At 74.0% G+C, this 17,501-nt stretch carries 16 protein-coding genes; 3 read left to right on the plus strand and 13 right to left on the minus strand.

Translation table 11 applies throughout. The annotated features are described in order from the left end of the window. Nucleotides 1-152: 152 nt before the first annotated feature. The 4 genes from alaS to BLU42_RS07380 form a co-directional block, all read right to left on the minus strand. Nucleotides 153-2,825 carry an alanine--tRNA ligase gene (gene alaS, locus BLU42_RS07365; RefSeq protein WP_091073897.1) on the minus strand — a complete coding sequence of 891 codons (2,673 nt, stop codon included), beginning with the start codon at nucleotides 2,823-2,825 and terminating at the stop codon, nucleotides 153-155. Between the two features lie 43 nt (nucleotides 2,826-2,868). Then, nucleotides 2,869-3,402, minus strand: coding sequence for a DUF948 domain-containing protein (locus BLU42_RS07370; protein WP_091073898.1), 534 nt, complete (start codon nucleotides 3,400-3,402; stop codon nucleotides 2,869-2,871). 68 nt (nucleotides 3,403-3,470) lie between these two features. Further along, a complete protein-coding gene (locus tag BLU42_RS07375; RefSeq protein WP_091073899.1) occupies nucleotides 3,471-4,385 on the minus strand; it encodes a CPBP family intramembrane glutamic endopeptidase in 915 nt (304 codons plus the stop codon). Nucleotides 4,386-4,449: 64 nt separating this feature from the next. Beyond that, nucleotides 4,450-4,890, minus strand: coding sequence for a PPOX class F420-dependent oxidoreductase (locus BLU42_RS07380; protein ID WP_091073900.1), 441 nt, complete (start codon nucleotides 4,888-4,890; stop codon nucleotides 4,450-4,452). Nucleotides 4,891-4,931: 41 nt separating this feature from the next. On the opposite strand from BLU42_RS07380, the gene BLU42_RS07385 reads away from it, so the two are divergent. Beyond that, nucleotides 4,932-5,225, plus strand: coding sequence for a DUF3253 domain-containing protein (locus BLU42_RS07385; RefSeq protein ID WP_197680657.1), 294 nt, complete (start codon nucleotides 4,932-4,934; stop codon nucleotides 5,223-5,225). A gap of 12 nt (nucleotides 5,226-5,237) precedes the next feature. On the opposite strand, the gene BLU42_RS07390 is transcribed toward BLU42_RS07385, so the two are convergent. From BLU42_RS07390 to arfB, 5 genes are all read right to left on the minus strand, one after another. Then, on the minus strand, nucleotides 5,238-5,879 hold the full coding sequence (locus BLU42_RS07390; RefSeq protein ID WP_091073902.1) for a dihydrofolate reductase family protein: 642 nt from the start codon (nucleotides 5,877-5,879) through the stop codon (nucleotides 5,238-5,240). Between the two features lie 52 nt (nucleotides 5,880-5,931). After that, entirely contained in the window at nucleotides 5,932-7,305 is a 1,374-nt protein-coding gene (locus BLU42_RS07395) for a replication-associated recombination protein A (RefSeq protein WP_407940255.1), read from the minus strand. Between the two features lie 68 nt (nucleotides 7,306-7,373). Next, on the minus strand, nucleotides 7,374-7,694 hold the full coding sequence (locus BLU42_RS20535) for a hypothetical protein (protein ID WP_157719875.1): 321 nt from the start codon (nucleotides 7,692-7,694) through the stop codon (nucleotides 7,374-7,376). A gap of 226 nt (nucleotides 7,695-7,920) precedes the next feature. Further along, on the minus strand, nucleotides 7,921-9,738 hold the full coding sequence (aspS, locus tag BLU42_RS07405) for an aspartate--tRNA ligase (protein WP_091073904.1): 1,818 nt from the start codon (nucleotides 9,736-9,738) through the stop codon (nucleotides 7,921-7,923). Between the two features lie 113 nt (nucleotides 9,739-9,851). Then, on the minus strand, nucleotides 9,852-10,307 hold the full coding sequence (gene arfB, locus BLU42_RS07410; protein ID WP_091073905.1) for an alternative ribosome rescue aminoacyl-tRNA hydrolase ArfB: 456 nt from the start codon (nucleotides 10,305-10,307) through the stop codon (nucleotides 9,852-9,854). Between the two features lie 183 nt (nucleotides 10,308-10,490). On the opposite strand from arfB, the gene BLU42_RS07415 reads away from it, so the two are divergent. Then, on the plus strand, nucleotides 10,491-12,011 hold the full coding sequence (locus BLU42_RS07415; protein WP_157719876.1) for an Ig-like domain-containing protein: 1,521 nt from the start codon (nucleotides 10,491-10,493) through the stop codon (nucleotides 12,009-12,011). A gap of 69 nt (nucleotides 12,012-12,080) precedes the next feature. Here BLU42_RS07415 and BLU42_RS07420 read toward each other — a convergent pair whose 3' ends face one another. Then, nucleotides 12,081-13,598 carry a DUF2252 domain-containing protein gene (locus BLU42_RS07420; protein WP_091079715.1) on the minus strand — a complete coding sequence of 506 codons (1,518 nt, stop codon included), beginning with the start codon at nucleotides 13,596-13,598 and terminating at the stop codon, nucleotides 12,081-12,083. A 77-nt stretch (nucleotides 13,599-13,675) separates the two neighbouring features. Further along, nucleotides 13,676-14,743, minus strand: coding sequence for a winged helix DNA-binding domain-containing protein (locus BLU42_RS07425; RefSeq protein WP_091073907.1), 1,068 nt, complete (start codon nucleotides 14,741-14,743; stop codon nucleotides 13,676-13,678). A 131-nt stretch (nucleotides 14,744-14,874) separates the two neighbouring features. Here BLU42_RS07425 and BLU42_RS07430 point away from each other — a divergent pair, with 131 nt between their 5' ends. Then, nucleotides 14,875-15,417: an AAA family ATPase gene (locus tag BLU42_RS07430; RefSeq protein WP_197680658.1), complete on the plus strand. Its 543-nt coding sequence runs from the start codon at nucleotides 14,875-14,877 to the stop codon at nucleotides 15,415-15,417. Here BLU42_RS07430 and hisS read toward each other — a convergent pair. Together hisS and BLU42_RS07440 are read right to left on the minus strand one after the other, a co-directional pair. Continuing rightward, a complete protein-coding gene (gene hisS / locus BLU42_RS07435) occupies nucleotides 15,414-16,760 on the minus strand; it encodes a histidine--tRNA ligase (RefSeq protein ID WP_091073909.1) in 1,347 nt (448 codons plus the stop codon). The two genes, BLU42_RS07430 and hisS, sit on opposite strands and share 4 nt — an antisense overlap. Further along, nucleotides 16,757-17,461 carry an MBL fold metallo-hydrolase gene (locus BLU42_RS07440; RefSeq protein WP_091073910.1) on the minus strand — a complete coding sequence of 235 codons (705 nt, stop codon included), beginning with the start codon at nucleotides 17,459-17,461 and terminating at the stop codon, nucleotides 16,757-16,759. Before BLU42_RS07440 ends, hisS begins: the two co-directional genes overlap by 4 nt. Nucleotides 17,462-17,501: the final 40 nt, after the last annotated feature.

Below are 17,501 nucleotides of genomic sequence, written 5' to 3' on the forward strand. Positions count from 1 at the left end.
CTCCGCTCGAACGCGTTTGCGACCCGACCGACGCCGGTCCGGGCGCCGACGAACGGAGGAGGAACCGGTGACGACACGTTCTTCCGTCGTCACCGGCGACGACGACGTCGTCGGGTTGGAGCCCGGAACGCGCCGGAGCGAAGCGGAGGCCATCAACTCTGGAGCACGTGGCCGATCGCGTGCTCGACCGCGGTGAGGGCCTCCTGGCTCTTCGAGCCGTCGGAACCGCCGCCCTGCGCGATGTCGGGCTTGCCGCCGCCGCGCCCGCCGAGGGTCTCGCTCGCCACCCGGACGAGGTCGCCAGCGGAGAGGCGACGGTGGCGGGCGCCCTCGGTCGTCACGACCACGACGCTCGGCTTGTCGGCGCTGCCGCCGACCACGGCCACGACCGCCGCGCGGTCCTGCACGCGGTTGCGCACCTCGAGGGCGAGCGAGCGCAGGTCGTTGCCGGCCACGCCGGGCGCGGCGTGGCCGATGTAGTCGACGCCCCACATCTCGTGCGCCCGTGCGACGATGCTGCCGGCCTCGGCCAGCACCTGGCGGCTGCGCAGCTCGGCGATCTGGCGCTCGGCGTCCTTGAGCTGGGCGACGAGCCGGCCGACGCGGTCGACGAGCTGGTCGGGCTGCACCTTGAGCGTCTCGGTGAGCCCGTGGACGAGGCTGCGCTCGGCCGCGAGGTAACGGAAGGCCTCGATGCCGACGAAGGCCTCGACGCGCCGCACGCCCGAGCCCACGCTCGACTCGGTCGTGATGGTGACCAGGCCGACCTGCGAGGAGTGCTGCACGTGCGTGCCGCCGCAGAGCTCGCGCGACCAGGGGCCGCCCATCTCGACGACGCGCACCTCCTCGTCGTAGGTCTCGCCGAACAGCGCCAGCGCACCGATCTCGCGCGCGGTCGCCAGCGGCATGTACGTCGCGGAGACGTCCAGGTCGGCGCGGATCGCGCGGTTGGCCGCCTCCTCCACGTCGCTGCGCGTGGCCTGCGAGAGCCCGCCCTGCCACGCGAAGTCGAGCCGCAGGTAGCCGGGCTTGTTGTACGAGCCGCTCTGCAGGGCGGTCGGGCCGAGCACCTGGCGCAGCGCCGCGTGCATGACGTGCGTGCCCGAGTGCGCCTGGCAGGCGCCGAGGCGCCACTCGCCGTCGACCTGCGCGAGCACGTCGGTGCCCGACTGCAGCTCGCCGCGGGCGACGCGGACGCGGTGCACGACCAGGCCCTTGACCGGGCGCTGCACGTCGACGACCTCGAGCTCGAAGCCGTCGCCGGTGATGGTGCCCGCGTCGGAGTCCTGACCACCTGACTCGGCGTAGAAAGGGGTGCGCTCGAGGACGACCTCGACCACGTCGCCCTCGGCCGCCGAGGCGACCAGGTCGCCGTCGAGGACGATGCCGCGGATGCTCGTGTCGCTGGCCAGCTCGGAGTAGCCGGTGAACGGCGTGACGCCGGTCGCCCGCAGCTCGCGGTAGACCTCGACCGCCTGCGCACCCGCCTTCTTGCTCTTGGCGTCGGCCTTGGCCCGCGCCTTCTGCTCGGCCATCAGCCGACGGAACCCGTCGGCGTCGACGCTCAGCCCCTGCTCCGAGGCCATCTCCAGCGTCAGGTCGATCGGGAAGCCGTACGTGTCGTGCAGCTGGAACGCGCGGTCGCCGCTGAGCGTCGAGCCGCCGCCCTTGCGGGTGTCCGCGACCGCGACGTCGAAGATCTGAGTGCCGGAGACGAGGGTGCGGCGGAACGCCTCCTCCTCCGCGTACGCGATCCCCGCGATGCGGTCCCAGTCGCGCTCGACCTCGGGGTAGGACGCCTTCATGACGTCGCGGCTGACCGGCAGCAGCTCGGGCAGCACCGGGTCGGTGACGCCGAGCAGGCGCATCGACCGGACGACGCGGCGCAGCAGGCGGCGCAGCACGTAGCCGCGCGCCTCGTTGCCCGGCGTGACGCCGTCGGCGATGAGCATCAGCCCGGAGCGGACGTGGTCGGCGACGACGCGCATGCGGACGTCGTCGTCGTGCCCGCCCTCGGCGCCGTAGGTCCTGCCCGACAGCTCGGCGGCCTTGCGCAGCACGCCGACGACCTCGTCGATCTCGTAGAGGTTGTCGACGCCCTGGAGCAGCGTCGCGACCCGCTCGAGGCCCATGCCGGTGTCGATGTTCTTGCGCGGCAGGTCGGCGAGCACGTCGAAGTCGTCCTTGGCGCGGACGGTCGACAGCTCCTCCTGCATGAACACGAGGTTCCAGATCTCGAGGTAGCGGTCCTCGTCGACGACCGGGCCGCCCTCGCGCCCGTACTCGGGGCCGCGGTCGTAGTAGATCTCGCTGCAGGGACCGCCGGGACCCGGGATGCCCATGTTCCAGTAGTTGTCGAGCAGGCCGCGGCGCTGGATCCGCTCCGGCGGGAGACCGGCGATGTTCTCCCAGAGCCGGGCCGCCTCGTCGTCGGAGTGCAGCACGGTGACCCAGACCCGGTTGGGGTCGAAGCCGAGGAACCCGTCGTCCTGGCTCCCGGTGACGAGCTCCCAGGCGAAGCGGATCGCCTCGGCCTTGAAGTAGTCGCCGAAGGAGAAGTTGCCGTTCATCTGGAAGAAAGTGCCGTGGCGCGTGGTCTTGCCGACCTCCTCGATGTCGAGGGTGCGCACGCACTTCTGCACCGAGGTGGCGCGGTCGTACGGCGGGGTCTCGGCGCCGGTGAAGTACGGCTTGAAGGGCACCATGCCGGCGTTGACGAACAGCAGCGTGGGGTCGTTGTAGAGCAGGGGCGCCGACGGGACGACCTGGTGTCCGCGCGCGGCGAAGTAGTCCAGGAAGCGGCGCCGGATCTCGGCGGTTCTCATGATCAGGTTCCTCGTGGGGTGGTGGTGCGGTCGGCGGGTGGGGTCAGTCCTCGCGGCTCGGCCGCCCGCTAGCTCGCTCGTCGGGGCCGGCGCCGGGCCGGCCGGGCTCGCCGGTGAGGGCACGCAGCTCGGCCTCGCGCTCGGCCATGGCGACCTTGATCCGGGCCCGGCGGGCACGGCGCTCGCTGCGGCGCCCGTCCGGGTCGTCGGTGGAGCTGCGCCGGACCGCCTGGCGCAGGCCGTGGCCCAGGGCCGCGGTCTTGACGAGCGGCTTGGCCACCGTCGCGTTGACGATGCCCGAGAGCTGGGCGGCGTTGTCGCTGACCAGGGTCGCGTTGGCGCTGACCTTGGCGACGTCGGCGGTGACCAGGCTGAGCTTGCCCAGCTCCTCGTTGGTCGCGCGCACCGTGCCCTGCAGCTCGGTGAGGATCGGGACGGTCTCCTGGCCCAGGTCGCGCACGGTGACGCGCAGCTCGTCGAGCACGCGGCCGAGCTTGAGCAGCGGCACGGCGAGGAAGACGACCAGCCCGACGCACGCGAGCGCGGCCACCAGTCCGGCGACCTGACCGAGCGTCATGGCTGCTCCTCGTTGCGGCGTGGGGTTGCGGCGTGGGCGTCCGGCGACGGCCGGCGGCGCGACCGACCTTATCGCGGTCCTCGCGCCGTCCCCTCCCCTTTCGTGCCCGGTGCCGCCGTCGTCGAGGCGGTGGTGGTCGACGACGGGCGGCGGCCGACGACGCCGGTGAGGGCGAGCCCGAGCGCCAGCAGCGCCAGGAGGGCCCAGCCGGTCGGGCCGAGCAGCGTGAGCCCGGTCCCGTGGGCCGGGTCGGGGCTGAGGACCAGGATCACGGTCGAGGCGGCGGTGTTCAGCGAGCCGTGCGCCACCGCGCCCGGCCAGACGCAGCCCGAGCGGCGCCGCAGGGCCCCGAGGCCCACGCCGGTCAGGACGGTGAAGCCGGTCATCAGCAGGACCCCGAGCAGGTCCGTGCGGCCGTAGTCGTAGCCGAGCAGCACCAGCGGCGCGTGCCACACGCCCCAGACGACCCCGGTGACCAGCAGCGCCGGCCAGGTCCCGAGCGGCAGGAGGCGCGGCAGCAGGAAGCCCCGCCAGCCGATCTCCTCGGCCGCCGCCGGCACCGCGCTCACGAGCGCGTTGACGGGCACGGCGACGAGCGCGACCAGGGCGAGCGTCCTCGCGGGCACGGTGGGCGGGAGCGGCGTGCCGCTGGCGGCGAGATTGGTGGCGTACGCGCCGAGGGACCAGTCCACCCGCGCCAGCCCGAGCAGGGCGGCGACGAGGACGGTCAGGGCGCTGAGCACGACCGGCGCGAGCAGCCCGACGAGCACCAGGACGACGAGCCGGCGCCACCCCACGGTCGGGACCAGCCCCAGCGAGCGCCACGGAGCTGCCGGCCTCACCAGGACGAGCGTCACCGCCAGCGCCGCGACGCTCGGCGTGAGCATCATGACGAGCGCGACGGTGCGGAACCTCGGGTCGGCGAGCCCGCCGCCGGCCCACAAGGGCAGCGCGACGAGCCACGCCAGGCCCAGCGCGAGCACGACGTACGCCCCGACGGCCCCGGGCCCGCGTGCCCCCGGCCCCGCCTCGCCGGTCGTGGTGGTCCTACTCGTCGTCGCCGTGCGTGCCCGTCTGGTCGACCACGGTCTGCCGCTCCGGGGTGATGTAGAGGATGACGCGCTCGGACTTGATCCCCTCGGCCGGGTAGTCCGTCCCGTTGTACTTCTGCGAGAGCGCGTCGATGTCGGCCCGCGCGTCGGGGCCCGTCCGGGTCTCCGTGACGTGGCCGCGGACCTCGGCGTAGTGGTACGGGTCGGTGGCGTCGGTGATCAGCAGCGTCACGCGGTCGTCGCGCTCGACGTTCCTGTACTTGGCGCGGTGCACCTCGGTGTTCACCGTCACGCGGTCGCCGTCGGTGTGCACCCAGATGACCTGGTTCTGGATGGCGCCGCTCGGCAGCAAGGTGGCGATCGAGCCGAAGTTGCGTCCCTCGGCGAGCCGGCGGGTCCCCGGCAGAAGTCCTGGTCCGTCCTTGGTGGCTGGCATGGCGCCAGTCTCGTCCTCGTCCACCGCTCTACCGTGGGTGGGTGGCCGAGGCAGCGGGAGCGGATGACGAGGAGCTCGAGGAGCGCCTGCGCCGGGCCGTGCTCGACCTGCTCGGGCGCCGTGCGCCGACCAGCACGATCTGCCCGAGCGACGCGGCGCGGGCGGTCGGCGGGGACACCTGGCGCGACGCGATGCCGCTGGCCCGCGTCGTGGCCGCCCGGCTGGCCGACGCCGGCGTCGTCGAGGTGCGCCAGCACGGGGAGCGGGTCGACGTGCGCACGGCGCGCGGGCCGGTCCGCATCGCCCGCGCCGGCGGATTCGACGCGGCGAGCTGAGCCCTCGGCCGCTCAGTCGCGACGCGCGGCGTCCGCACCCTGCTCCGGCGCCGTCATGTCCCCGGTCCGGGGCTCGCCCTCGGCGCGGGCGTAGCGCAGCAGGACGGTCCCCCGGCTGCCGGCCGCCGGCGGTTCGAGCAGGGTCAGGCTCGTCGGCACCGCACCGCCGGCGAAGACCGTCTTGCCGGTGCCCAGCAGGACCGGGTGCACCCAGAGGTCGAGGCGGTCGAAGAGGCGCTCGCGCAGCAGGGTCTGAACGAGGTCGACGCTGCCGACGACGGTGACGTGCTCGTGGCGCTCGCGGACCTCGCGGACCGCGGCGCCCAGGTCGGGCCCGAGCAGCGACGAGCCGCGCCAGGACAGGTCGGGCGTGCCGCGGGAGGCGACGTACTTGGGGATGCGGTTGAACAGCGCGCCGAACGTGTCGTCCTGGTGGGGCCAGTAGGCGGCGAAGATGTCGTAGGTCCGCCGCCCGAGCAGCAGGGCGTCCGTTCCCTCGTACGCCGCCGTGACCTGCGCGCCGGACACCTCGTCGAGCAGCGGGGCCTGCCAGCCGCCGTACGCGAAGCCGCCGGCGGTGTCCTCCTCGGGCCCGCCCGGCGCCTGCGCGACGAGGTCGAGGGTCGCGAACATCTCGATGTGGATGAGTCCCATGCCTGACCGACCCGGGTCGGGCGGCGGAATCATCGGACCGACGCGCTGCGTCCTACGACGAAGGCCGCCCGCGCCCGAGGAGCTCCTCGATCCGCGCCAGGCGGGCCGCGACCGCGGCTTCGTTGCCGTGGTCGGTGGGCACGTAGTAGGTCGCGTCGACCAGCTCGTCGGGCAGGTACTGCTGGCGGGCGATGCCGCGCGGCTCGTCGTGGGCGTAGCGGTAGCCCTGCCCGTGCCCGTACGTCTTCGCCCCTGCGTAGTGCGCGTCGCGCAGGTGCGGCGGGACCAGCCCGACCCGGCCGGCGGCGACGTCGGCCGACGCCGCCCCGATCGCGGTGGTGACGGCGTTGGACTTGGGCGCGAGGGCGAGCGCGATGGTCGCGTGGGCCAGGGTCAGGCGGCCCTCCGGCATCCCGATCATGGCCACGGCCTCGGCGGCGGCGACGGCCGTGGTCAGGGCGGTGGGGTCGGCGAGCCCGATGTCCTCGCTGGCCAGGATGATCAGCCGGCGCGCGATGAAGCGCGGGTCCTCGCCGGCGCCCATCATCCGGGCCAGGTAGTGCAGCGCGGCCTGGACGTCGGAGCCGCGCACCGACTTGATGAAGGCGCTGATGACGTCGTAGTGCTGGTCGCCGTCGCGGTCGTAGCGGATGGCCGCGCGGTCGACGGCCCGCTCGACCACCTCGGTCGTGATCACGCTCGACCTCGTCGCCGCCGCGCCCGCGGCCGACTCCTCGAGGTAGGTGAGCGCCCGCCGCGCGTCGCCGCCGGCCAGCCGCAGCAGCGTGTCGCGGGCGTCGTCGTCGAGCGTGCTCGCCCCGGCGAGCCCACGCTCGTCGGCCAGGGCCCGGTCGAGCAGGCCCGAGACGTCGGCGTCGGTCAGCGGCTTGAGGGTGAGCAGCAGCGAGCGCGACAGCAGCGGCGAGATGACCGAGAAGCTCGGGTTCTCCGTGGTCGCGGCCACGAGGGTGACCAGGCGGTTCTCCACCGCGGGCAGCAGCACGTCCTGCTGGGTCTTGGAGAAGCGGTGCACCTCGTCGACGAAGAGCACGGTGCGCTCGCCGCGCGCGAGCTCGCGCCGCGCCTGGTCGAGGACGGCGCGGACCTCCTTGACCCCGGCGGTCACCGCGGAGACCTCGACGAACCGCGCCCCGCTCTGGCGCGACACCACCGAGGCGATGGTCGTCTTGCCGGTGCCGGGCGGGCCCCAGAGGAACACCGACATCGGCTCGCCGGAGGCGAGCCGGCGCAGCGGCGACCCGGTCGCCAGAAGGTGCGCCTGCCCCACCACCTCGTCGAGCGTGCGCGGCCGCATCCGCACCGCGAGCGGCAGACCCGTCCGGTCCGAGGCGTCCGACAGGCTGCCGCCGCCCGTCCCCGACGGCGCCGCCACGTCCACGCCACCGCCGAACAGGTCCTCGCTCACGGCGTCAGCGTACGGAGGTGCTCCGACGTCGCGGCCCTCGTCCGGGCCCGCCGCGGTGACGACCGTCCTCAGCGCGTGCGCACCACGCGGTCGGTGTACGTGAGGCGATCCCACACCAGGGGGCGGGCATCGCGGTCGTACCAGCCGAGAGGTTTGCCGCACCCGTCGACGGGGATCGTGGGGTAGACGAATCTCGCGGCGTCGTCGACGAGCACCATCGGGGGCATGACCCAGCCGTCGAGGGTGCACGGGTCGGGCGAGGGACGTTCGTCCGGCTGCGCGAGGTAGGTCAGGAGTGGCCTGACCTCGGTCGAGGTCCGCTCCACACCGCGCAGGACGACAACCTTGCCGTCGGCGTCGACGCCCGTCTCGGCCTCGCAGAGCACCACGGACGTCGCCGTGAAGCCTGACGGGACGCCACCCGAGGGCGGGGGCGGCGCGTCAGCCTCGGGGTCGGCGAAGGCGCCGGCGTGCTCGCACCCCTGCCAGCCGGTCTGGATCGGGGCCGCCTTCCGTGGAGCAGCGGGCCGAGGAGAGCTCGAGCAACCCCCGCCGAGCAGGGCGAGGACAAGCGCGGCGGCACCAGCCGTCAGCACCCGCCCCGCCCCACCCACGTCAGCTCGCGGACTGGCCTGCAGGCTTCTCGGCCTGCTTCTCGCCCTTGACGTCCGGCTTGGCGTCCACACCCGCCTCCTTGCGCTGCGCGGCCGTGATCGGCGCCGGCGCCTCGGTCAGCGGGTCGAACCCGCCGCCGCTCTTCGGGAAGGCGATGACCTCGCGGATCGACTCCTCGCCGGACAGCAGCATGCAGATGCGGTCCCAGCCGAAGGCGATGCCGCCGTGCGGCGGCGGGCCGAAGTCGAAGGCGTCGAGCAGGAAGCCGAACTTGGTCCGCGCCTCCTCCTCGGTGAGCCCCATGACCGCGAAGACGCGCTCCTGGATGTCACGGCGGTGGATACGGATCGAGCCGCCGCCGATCTCGTTGCCGTTGCAGACGACGTCGTACGCGTACGCCGTCGCGGAGCCGGGGTCGGTGTCGAAGGTGTCGTAGAACTCCGGCTTCGGCGAGGTGAAGGCGTGGTGGACCGCGGTCCACGCGCCCGCACCGACGGCGACGTCACCCGCGGCGACGGCCTTGTCGGCCGGCTCGAAGAGCGGCGCGTCGACGACCCAGCAGAACTTCCAGTCACCCTCGACGATCAGCTCACCGCGCCGGGCGACCTCGAGCCGGGTGGCGCCGAGCAGGGCCTGGGCCTGGCTGCGCGCGCCGGCGGCGAAGAAGACGCAGTCGCCGGGCTTCGCGCCGACCGCGGCGACGAGGCCCTCACGCTCGGACTCGGACAGGTTCTTCGCGACCGGACCGCCGAGCGTGCCGTCCTCGGCGACCGTGACGTACGCCAGCCCGCGGTGACCGCGCTGCTTGGCGAACTCCTGCCAGGCGTCGAACGTCCGCCGCGGCTGGCTGCCGCCGCCGGGCATGACCACCGCACCGACGTAGTCGGCCTGGAAGACGCGGAACGGCGTCTCGGCGAAGTACGAGGTCAGCTCGACGAGCTCGAGGCCGAAGCGCAGGTCGGGCTTGTCGGACCCGTACCGGTCCATCGCCTCGGCGTAGGTGAGCCGCGGGAACGGCGTCGGGACGTCGACCCCGATCAGCGCCCAGATGTTGCGCAGGAGGGTCTCGGTCAGCTCGATGATGTCGTCCTGGTCGACGAAGCTCATCTCGACGTCGAGCTGGGTGAACTCCGGCTGGCGGTCGGCGCGGAAGTCCTCGTCGCGGTAGCAGCGCGCGATCTGGAAGTAGCGCTCCATGCCCGACACCATGAGCAGCTGCTTGAACAGCTGCGGGCTCTGCGGCAGCGCGTACCAGGAGCCCGGGCGCAGCCGCGCGGGCACGAGGAAGTCGCGGGCGCCCTCCGGCGTCGAGCGGGTCAGCGTCGGGGTCTCGAGCTCGACGAAGTCGCGGTCGAGCAGGGTCTCGCGGGCGACCCGGTTGACCTTGCTGCGCAGCCGGAGCGCGGCACCCGGGCCCGACCGGCGCAGGTCGAGGTAGCGGTAGCGCAGGCGGGTCTCCTCGCCGACGTTGACGCGGTCGTCGATCGGGAACGGCAGCGGCGCGGCGGTGCTCAGCACGTCGAGCGAGGTGGCCGTGACCTCGATCTCGCCCGTCGGGAGGTCGGCGTTGGCGTTGCCCTCGGGCCGCGGCGCGACCTCGCCGGTCACGGTCACGCAGTACTCGTTGCGCAGGTCGTGCGCGCCGGACGAGTCGAGCAGCTCGTCGCGGACGACCACCTGGGCGATGCCCGAGGCGTCGCGGAGATCGAGGAAGGCGACTCCGCCGTGGTCGCGGCGGCGGGCCACCCAGCCCGCCAGGGTCACGGTCGTGCCGGCGTCCGAGGAACGGAGCGTGCCGGCACCGTGGGTGCGCATCACGGAGGTGCAGCCTTTCGGTGGGAGTCAGGAGGGTGCTCGAAGGAGCGACCCCTCATCCTAGGCGTGCGCCGCGGAGGCGCCTGCAGGGCTTTTCCGCGCGGGCGACGCCGTCGTCAGTCGTCCCACCGACGGCGGCGCTGGGCCTTCACGCTCGCCCGCACGGCCTTGGCGCCGAGCCTGCGCTCGACCGAGCCGCGGGTCGGGCGGGTCGGCCGCCGCGACCGCGGCGGCGGGGCGAGCCCGGCACGGAGCTGCCCGGCGAGCCGCGTCCGGGCCTCCTCGCGGTTGCGCAGCTGCGCGCGGTGCTCGGAGGCGGCGATGGTGATGGTTCCGTTGACGAGGGACGGCCCGAGCCGGGCCAGCAGCCTCTCGCGCTGCGCCTCGGGCAGCGCGAGGACGGCTGGCGACGCACCGGGCTCCCAGACGAGCTCGACCCGGCTGTCGGCCGTGTTGACGCCCTGCCCGCCCGGCCCGGACGAGCGCGAGAAGCGCCACCGGAGCTCGTCGGCGCCGAGCACCAGCGCGTCGGTCACCCGGAGGGCGCCGTACGCCGAGTCGCTCGCGCTCACGGCCCCAGTATCGGGCCGGATGCACGTCGGACACCGGTGTCCCCCGTGCGGGTGACTCGAGAAGGATAGTTCGCCTGAGGTATTGCTGAACGCAGCCTGAGTGCTCTTGACTGACGCCGCTCCGCTCCCGTCCGGCACCCCCGTGACGCGACGCGCAGGGCGGACGAACACGAGGGAGTGGGCGTGAAGAAGGCTTGGGGGGCGACGGCGGCAGCCGTCGCAGCGGGTCTGGTGATGGCGGCGGTGCCGGGGGCGGCACAGGCGGCCGAGCGGACCGTCGTGGTGCCGGGTGACTTCGTGAAGGCACTGAGCGACACGAGGGCGACTGGCCACTACGAGGTGGTCGGCAGCGGGCTCCGGATCTACACGACAGGGTCCACCGGCACGGACAAGGTGGCCGAGTACGTGGCGTCGAACGCGCCGCTGGCCGTCGTCGGCGAGCCCTCGCTCGACTACAGCAGCACCTTCGGCACGATCCCGCCGGGCTTCCAGCTCGTCGTGGACGACGACGCCGATGGCATCGCCGACGGGATCCTCATCGGCGAGAAGGTCTACGACGGCGACTGGTGGGCGTCAGGGGGTTCGAAGCAGTTCGTCAAGGACGGTGCGCCGTCGCACGACCCGGGGTCGGGCAGCGCGAACCATGGAACGCTCGACCAGTGGCGCGCGAGCTTCCCGAAGGCCCAGGTGCTCGCCTTCGGCTTCTCGCTCGGCTCGGGCGTCTACGGCGACTGGACGATCGACGCGATCAGCTACGCCGGCGACCGCTACACGTTCAGCGACAAGGTGCCCGACACGACGCCTCCTGTGGTGACCTGCGACGTCGCGGCCCCCGGCCCGTCGTTCGCGTACGGCACCACGGGTGAGGTCACCGCGTCGGTCACCGATGCGGACTCGGGTGTCAGCTCCCCGACGGTGTCCGCGGCGGCCGCCACCGGCTCGGTCGGCGCGAAGACGGTGACGCTCACCGTGACCGACGACGCCGGCAACCCGGCGTCGCAGACCTGCCCCTACACGGTCGTCGCCGGGGCGCCCGCCTCGGTCACGGTGGTCTCCGGCACCGGCCAGTCGGCCCCGGTCGGCACCGCGTTCGCGCAGCCGGTCAAGGTGCGGGTCGCCGACGCCGGCGACAACCCGGTCGCGAACGTGCCGGTGACCTTCACCGCGCCGACCACGGGCGCCTCCGGGTCGTTCATGGGTGGCTCCGTCGTGACCGATGCAGACGGCGTCGCCGCGGTCACCGTGACGGCGACGGGCGGCACCGGCACCTGGACGGGATCGGCCTCGGTGACCGGTGTCTCGAAGGCGGCGACGTTCTCGCTGACGAACACCGCCGCGCCGGCCAAGCGGGCCGACCTCCGGGTCAGCCTCACCGGGCCGGCGCAGCTCAGCAAGGGCCAGGCCGGCAGCTACGTCCTCACGGTCACCAACGTCGGTCCCGATGCCGCGACCGACGTGCTCAGCTCGTTGGCGCTGCCGTGCGGCGTGAGCATCACCTCGACCGGCGGCGGTGCCCGGGTGGGCAACCTCGTCGTCTGGCCGACGCTGAAGTCGCTCGCGTCGGGCTCCTCGACGTCGTACACGGTCACGGTGAAGGCGACGGCCAAGGGCACCTGGAAGGCCGTGGGTGGAGCGGCGTCGCTCAAGACCGCCGACCCGGCGCTGACGAACAACCTCGCGGCGACGACGGTCAGCGTGCACTGACCGAGAACCCGCGGGAGCCGGACATGGTGTGAGGGGTGGGGAGCCTGCAGGCTCCCCACCCTGCTGCGCTCAGGACGGCCGGAACGCCGAACCCACCCGCTCCAACGAACCCTCCGGCGCGGGGACGCGGCCGCTGCGGACGGCGGCGACCAGCAGGGCGTGGTCGGCCTCGGTCTGGTCGGCGTAGGCGCGGGCGAAGCGGGCGAACGACTCCCCCAACTTGTCGCCCTTGCCGGCGTAGCCGGCGATCATCGACGCGCCGCTCGTCCGGGCGTGGCCCTTGGCGAGCAGGTGCCCGACGATGCCGGCGTAGTCGGTGAGGGCCGCGGGGTCGATCGCGTCGAGCGGGATCGTGCCCTTGGAGTTGCGGAACTGGCGGACGTAGAAGTCGAGGCGGCTCTCCCCGGGCAGGTCGACCGTCGTCCAGCCGAGCAGCGGGTCGCTCACCGTCTGCAGCGCCTGCTGGTACTCGACCACCCGCTGGCCCTGGTGGTCGTGCCAGGCCGAGCCGCCGTGCACGTACGGGGCGAGCACCGAGCGCCGCGCCTGCTTGAGCTGAAGGAACACGACGTCGTCGGGCGCGCTGCCCTCGAGCAGGGCCACGTACGCGCGCAGCCCGACGCTGCCGACCCCGACGACCTTGTGCGCCACGTCGACGAGGGTGTAACCGCCGATCGCGCGGCGCCAGTGCGGCGCGAGGGTCATCAGGTAGGCGTCGAGGGCCTCGGCGACGGCGTCGCGCTCGGCCGGCGGCAGCCGGGTGATGAGCGGTGGCTCCTGGACGATCCGACGCTGCCCGTGGTGGCTCGTCGTGAACCGCGGCAGCGCGCGGTCCGACGTCCGCTGCCGGGCCCGGCGCACCGAGCGTTCGATCTCGTCGCGCAGCGACTTCTCCGTCGCGGTCTCGTGCAGGCGCCCGACGTCGAGGCGGTTGTAGCTGCGGGCCAGCAGCGGCATGTCCGCCAGCAGCCGCACCTCGTCGCGGTAGGCCGCGACGCAGGCCAGCACCGCGTCGCGGCACTGGTCCTCCGAGCTCCCGTTCTCCCGGCCCGCGACCCAGATGCTGGCCACGAGCCGGCGCAGGTCCCACTCCCAGGCGCCGGGGTGGGCCTCGTCGAAGTCGTTGAGGTCGATGACCAGCTCGCCCTCGGGCGAGGCGTAGAAGCCGAAGTTGCCGAGGTGCGCGTCGCCGCAGGCCACCGGCATGATCCCGGTCGAGGGCAGCGAGGCCACGTCGGCGGCCATGACCACCGCCGTGCCGCGGAGGAACCCGTACGGCGAGGAGATCATCCGCGCCACCCGCACCCCGACGAGCTCGGCGACCCGGCCGCGGTGCGACTCCTCGATGAGCGAGACCGGGTCGGGCCGGTCCGGGCGGGCGTGCCAGTCGCCGAGGCTACGTCGGGGCACGTCGTGGCGCAGCGCCTTGCCCATCGCGTAGCGCTCGGCGCGCGCGGTCGGGCGCCGGCGCAGCGAGGCGAAGGCCTCGCTGTCCGCCGTGGCGAGGACGGTGTGGCTGTGGGCGGCGCGGCTCTGGTCTGCGCGCCCGGTGTCGACCGACGGTGTCCGTCCGGCTGCTCCCGTCATGACCACGACGCTAGGGGATCCGACGCACCGCGGCCACCGCGTCGGGCGTCCGTGGGCGGGCCGCTTCCCCGAACGCCTCAGCGCCGCTCGAGCTCACGGCCCAGGAAGGCCGCGAGGCGGCGGGCCTGCTCCTCGGCCCCGGCGCGCACCTCCTCGGGGGTGCTCGGTGCGAGGTCCAGCGCCACCTCGACCACGCGTCCGCGGACCTCGCGACGCCACGTCCCGAGGTCGGCCCCACCGGCGACGACGCTGCCGACGAACCGGTCGGCGCCCGGCGGGTGCGGGTGGTCGGGCGGCCGGGGGTGCGCGAGGTCGCGGTAGGACCGCGGCAGCTCGTCGTAGAGCGGCAGCAGCAGCACCGTCGGGACCGCCGCGGAGGTGGCGGCGGGTCCGTCGGGCACGGAGAAGTACGTCTCCCCCGCCACCTCGACCTCGGCCAGCTCGTCACGGACCTCGGCCAGGGCTGCCCGGACCACCGCCAAGGTCAGCGACGACCAGCGGGCCACGTCCCGCACGCTGGCCGGGCCGTGCCCGGCGAAGAAGCGGCGCAGCAGGCGTACGGGGTCCGCGTCGTCGGCCGCGCCGTGGGGCACCCGGTCGTCCATCAGCACGTGGGTTTGCGCGGCGCCGCGGGCGGGACCGCTGACGACCACCTGCTCGAGCTCGGCGTGCATCACCAGGCTGGCCAGGGCGACGCCCGCGCTGGGCAGCCCCGCGTCGGCGAGCACGGCGGCCAGCTCGAGCCGGGTGCGGGGCGTGCCGTCGGCGAGCGCGGCCGCGAGGGCGGCGGCCCCCCGGTCGCGGACGGCCGCGTCGAGACCCTGGGCCCGGTAGATCGAGGCGTTCGCCTGGTGCACGCGAGCGGCCGTGGTGGCGAGCAGCCAGCGCACGTCCTCGGCGGCCACGAGGTGCCAGGTCGGCCGGAGGACGTGCGTGCGGACGACGTCGCCGGCGTCGAGCGGCGCGCGTACCTCGTCCTCGGTCGTGGCGTCGGAGCGCAGCGCGAGCGACCAGCACGCGTGCGCGAGCTCCTGGGACTGCACCGCGAGGAGCAGCCGGACGGCCCCCACGGGCCTCCGGTGGGCCGGCACGCCGAGTCCCTGCGCCAACAGGCGCTGCTCGCGGACCTCGTCGGCACCGGCCATGGGTGCATGGTGCCGCAGGACGGCGCCGCGCGGAACGGTTTTCTGCGGCTCGACGTGCGGGACGGGCGCGGAGAGCGGTTCGGCACGCGACGAACCGCAGGAAACCGTGCGGAGCAGGAGGCTGGACCTGCTTGGCTGGGCGCGTGGAGGACTACGACGCCGTCCTGCTGAGCGGCACGGTCGGGGCGGGCAAGACCACGACCGCGCACGCGCTGTCCGACCTGCTCAGCGCCGAGGACGTGCCGCACGCGGTCGTCGACCTCGACGAGGTCCGGCTGCTGCGCCCGCCCCCGCTCGGTGACCCGTTCCAGCACGAGGTCGAGCTGGCGAACCTCCGTGACCTGGCCCGCAACTACCGGGCGGCCGGAGCGAGCCGCCTCGTCGTCGCCGGGGTGGTCGAGGAGGCGGCGGAGGTCGCCCGCTACCGCGAGGCGCTGGCCGGCGCCCGGTTGCTGCTCGTCCGGCTGGCCGTCGACCTCGACCACGCGGCCGTACGCCTCCGCGCGCGCCACGCCGACGATCCCGGGGCGCTGGCCTGGCACCTCGACCGCGTCGGCGAGCTCACGCAGGTGCTCGACGTCGCGCCCTTCGAGGACGCGCGGATCGACACGACCGGCCGCACCCCCGCAGACGTCGCGGTCGAGGTACGGCGGCTGGCGGGCTGGGCGCCCTAGGCGGGTTCGCCCGGCACGACCCGCGGGTGCAGGTCCTCGGCCGGCGGTGCCCAGGACTCCGGGTCCGCCGCGACCTGGTCGCCCGAGCGGATGTCCTTGACCTCGTCGGCCTCGCCCTCCCCCGCGCCGAACCACACGAAGGGGATCCCGCGCCGGTCGGCGTAGCGGATCTGACGACCGAACTTCGCCGCCTCCGGCGCCACCTCGGTCGGGATCCCCCGGGCACGCAGCCGCGCCGCGACGGCGGTCGCCGCGGGCCGCTGCTCCTCGCTGGTGACCGCGACGACGACGGCCGTCGGTACCGAACGTGTCGCCCGGAGCACGCCGCGCCCGAGCAGCGGCACGAGCAGCCGGGTCACGCCGATCGAGAGCCCGACACCGGGGTAGGTCGTCTTCCCGTCGCTGGCGAGGGAGTCGTAGCGCCCGCCGGAGGAGATCGAGCCCATGCCCTCGTGCCCGACGAGCTCGGTCTCGTAGACCGTGCCGGTGTAGTAGTCGAGCCCGCGGGCGATCTTGAGGTCGGCCACGAGGCGCCCGGGCACGTACGCCGAGGCCGTCGTGACCACGTCGGCCAGCAGCTCCAGGCCCTCGTCGAGCATCGGGTCGGACACGCCGAGCGCGCGGACCCGATCCACGAAGGACGCGTCGGCGCTGGAGATGCCGGCCAGCCGTACGCACGCCTGCGCCTGGGCCGGCGTCACGCCGACCTCGTCGACGAGCAGCGTGGTCACGCGGTCGGGCCCGATCTTGTCGAGCTTGTCGACCTGGCGCAGCACGGCGACGGTGTCCTCGATGCCGAGCCCGGCGTAGAAGCCCTGGGCCAGGCGCCGGTTGTTGACCCGCATCAGCACCGGCGGCAGGCCGAGGTCGACGTGCAGCCGCTCGAGCGCGGCGAGAGTGACCAGCGGCAGCTCGACGTCGAAGTGCGGCGCGAGGGTGCCCGGGTTGACGATGTCGACGTCGGCCTGGGTGAACTCGCGGTAGCGGCCCTCCTGCGGCCGCTCGCCGCGCCACACCTTCTGGACCTGGTAGCGCCGGAAGGGGAAGGCGAGCTGGTGGGCGTGCTCGAGGACGTAGCGCGCGAAGGGCACCGTCAGGTCGAAGTGCAGGCCCAGGTCGGCCCGGCTGCCCGGCTCGGCGGCGACGCGCTGGACCGCGTACACCTCCTTGTCGATCTCGCCCTGCTTGGCCAGGGTGTCGAGCGGCTCGACGGCGCGGGTCTCGACGGAGGCGAAGCCGTACAGCTCGAAGACGTCGCGCAGGCGGTCGAGGACCTGCTGCTCGACGATCCGCTGCTCAGGGGTCAGCTCCGGGAAGCCCGACAGGGCACGGGGGCGGCTCACGCGAGGACTTCCTCAAGGTAGGACGGCTGGAGGTAGGGGTTGCGGGCACGCTCGGCGGCCATCGTCGTCTGCGGGCCGTGGCCGGGCAGGACGACGACGCCGTCGGGCAGGGGCAGGACCTTGTCGCGCAGGCTGCGCGCCATGGCCGTCGGGTCACCGCCGGGCAGATCGGTGCGCCCGACCGAGCCGGCGAAGAGCACGTCGCCGGCGAAGAGCAGCGAGTCGACGTCGGGCTCGGGCGGGTAGTCGCAGCGGAACATCGTCGAGCCGGCGGTGTGACCGGGGGCGTGCAGAGCGTCGAGCGCGAGGCCCGCCACCTCGACGGTCGCCCCGTCGACGAGCAGGCGGACGTCGTCGGGCTCGGTGAACGCCGTGCCCGCGCCGCCGAGCCGGGCCAGCAGCGCCTCGGTGTCCTCGCTCATCCCGGCCAGCGGGTCGGCGAGCAGGTGCCGGTCGTCGGGGTGGACCCAGCAGGTCGCGTCGTAGCCCGCGCACAGCGGCGCCACGGAGAACATGTGGTCGAGGTGGCCGTGGGTCAGCACGGCCGCGACCGGTTTGAGGTGGTGCTCGGCCACCACATCGCGGACACCGTCGAGGGCTCCCATCCCGGGGTCGACGACCACGCACTCCGCCCGGGAGGAGGTGGCGAGGACGTAGCAGCTGGTCTGCCACGGCCCGGCCGGGAACGACGCGATGAACACTCGGCGCAGGATATCGGGAGAGCATCGGGCAGGATGGGTC

It is taken from the genome of Microlunatus sagamiharensis (assembly GCF_900105785.1).
GTDB lineage: Bacteria > Actinomycetota > Actinomycetes > Propionibacteriales > Propionibacteriaceae > Microlunatus > Microlunatus sagamiharensis.

Coding starts and splice junctions, on each gene's coding strand:
- alaS (WP_091073897.1), bottom strand. CDS start 2,825: ATGAGAACCGCCGAGATCCGGCGCCGCTTCCTGGACTACTTCGCCGCG.
- BLU42_RS07370 (WP_091073898.1), bottom strand. CDS start 3,402: ATGACGCTCGGTCAGGTCGCCGGACTGGTGGCCGCGCTCGCGTGCGTC.
- BLU42_RS07380 (WP_091073900.1), bottom strand. CDS start 4,890: ATGCCAGCCACCAAGGACGGACCAGGACTTCTGCCGGGGACCCGCCGG.
- BLU42_RS07390 (WP_091073902.1), bottom strand. CDS start 5,879: ATGGGACTCATCCACATCGAGATGTTCGCGACCCTCGACCTCGTCGCG.
- BLU42_RS07420 (WP_091079715.1), bottom strand. CDS start 13,598: ATGACGGGAGCAGCCGGACGGACACCGTCGGTCGACACCGGGCGCGCA.
- BLU42_RS07425 (WP_091073907.1), bottom strand. CDS start 14,743: ATGGCCGGTGCCGACGAGGTCCGCGAGCAGCGCCTGTTGGCGCAGGGA.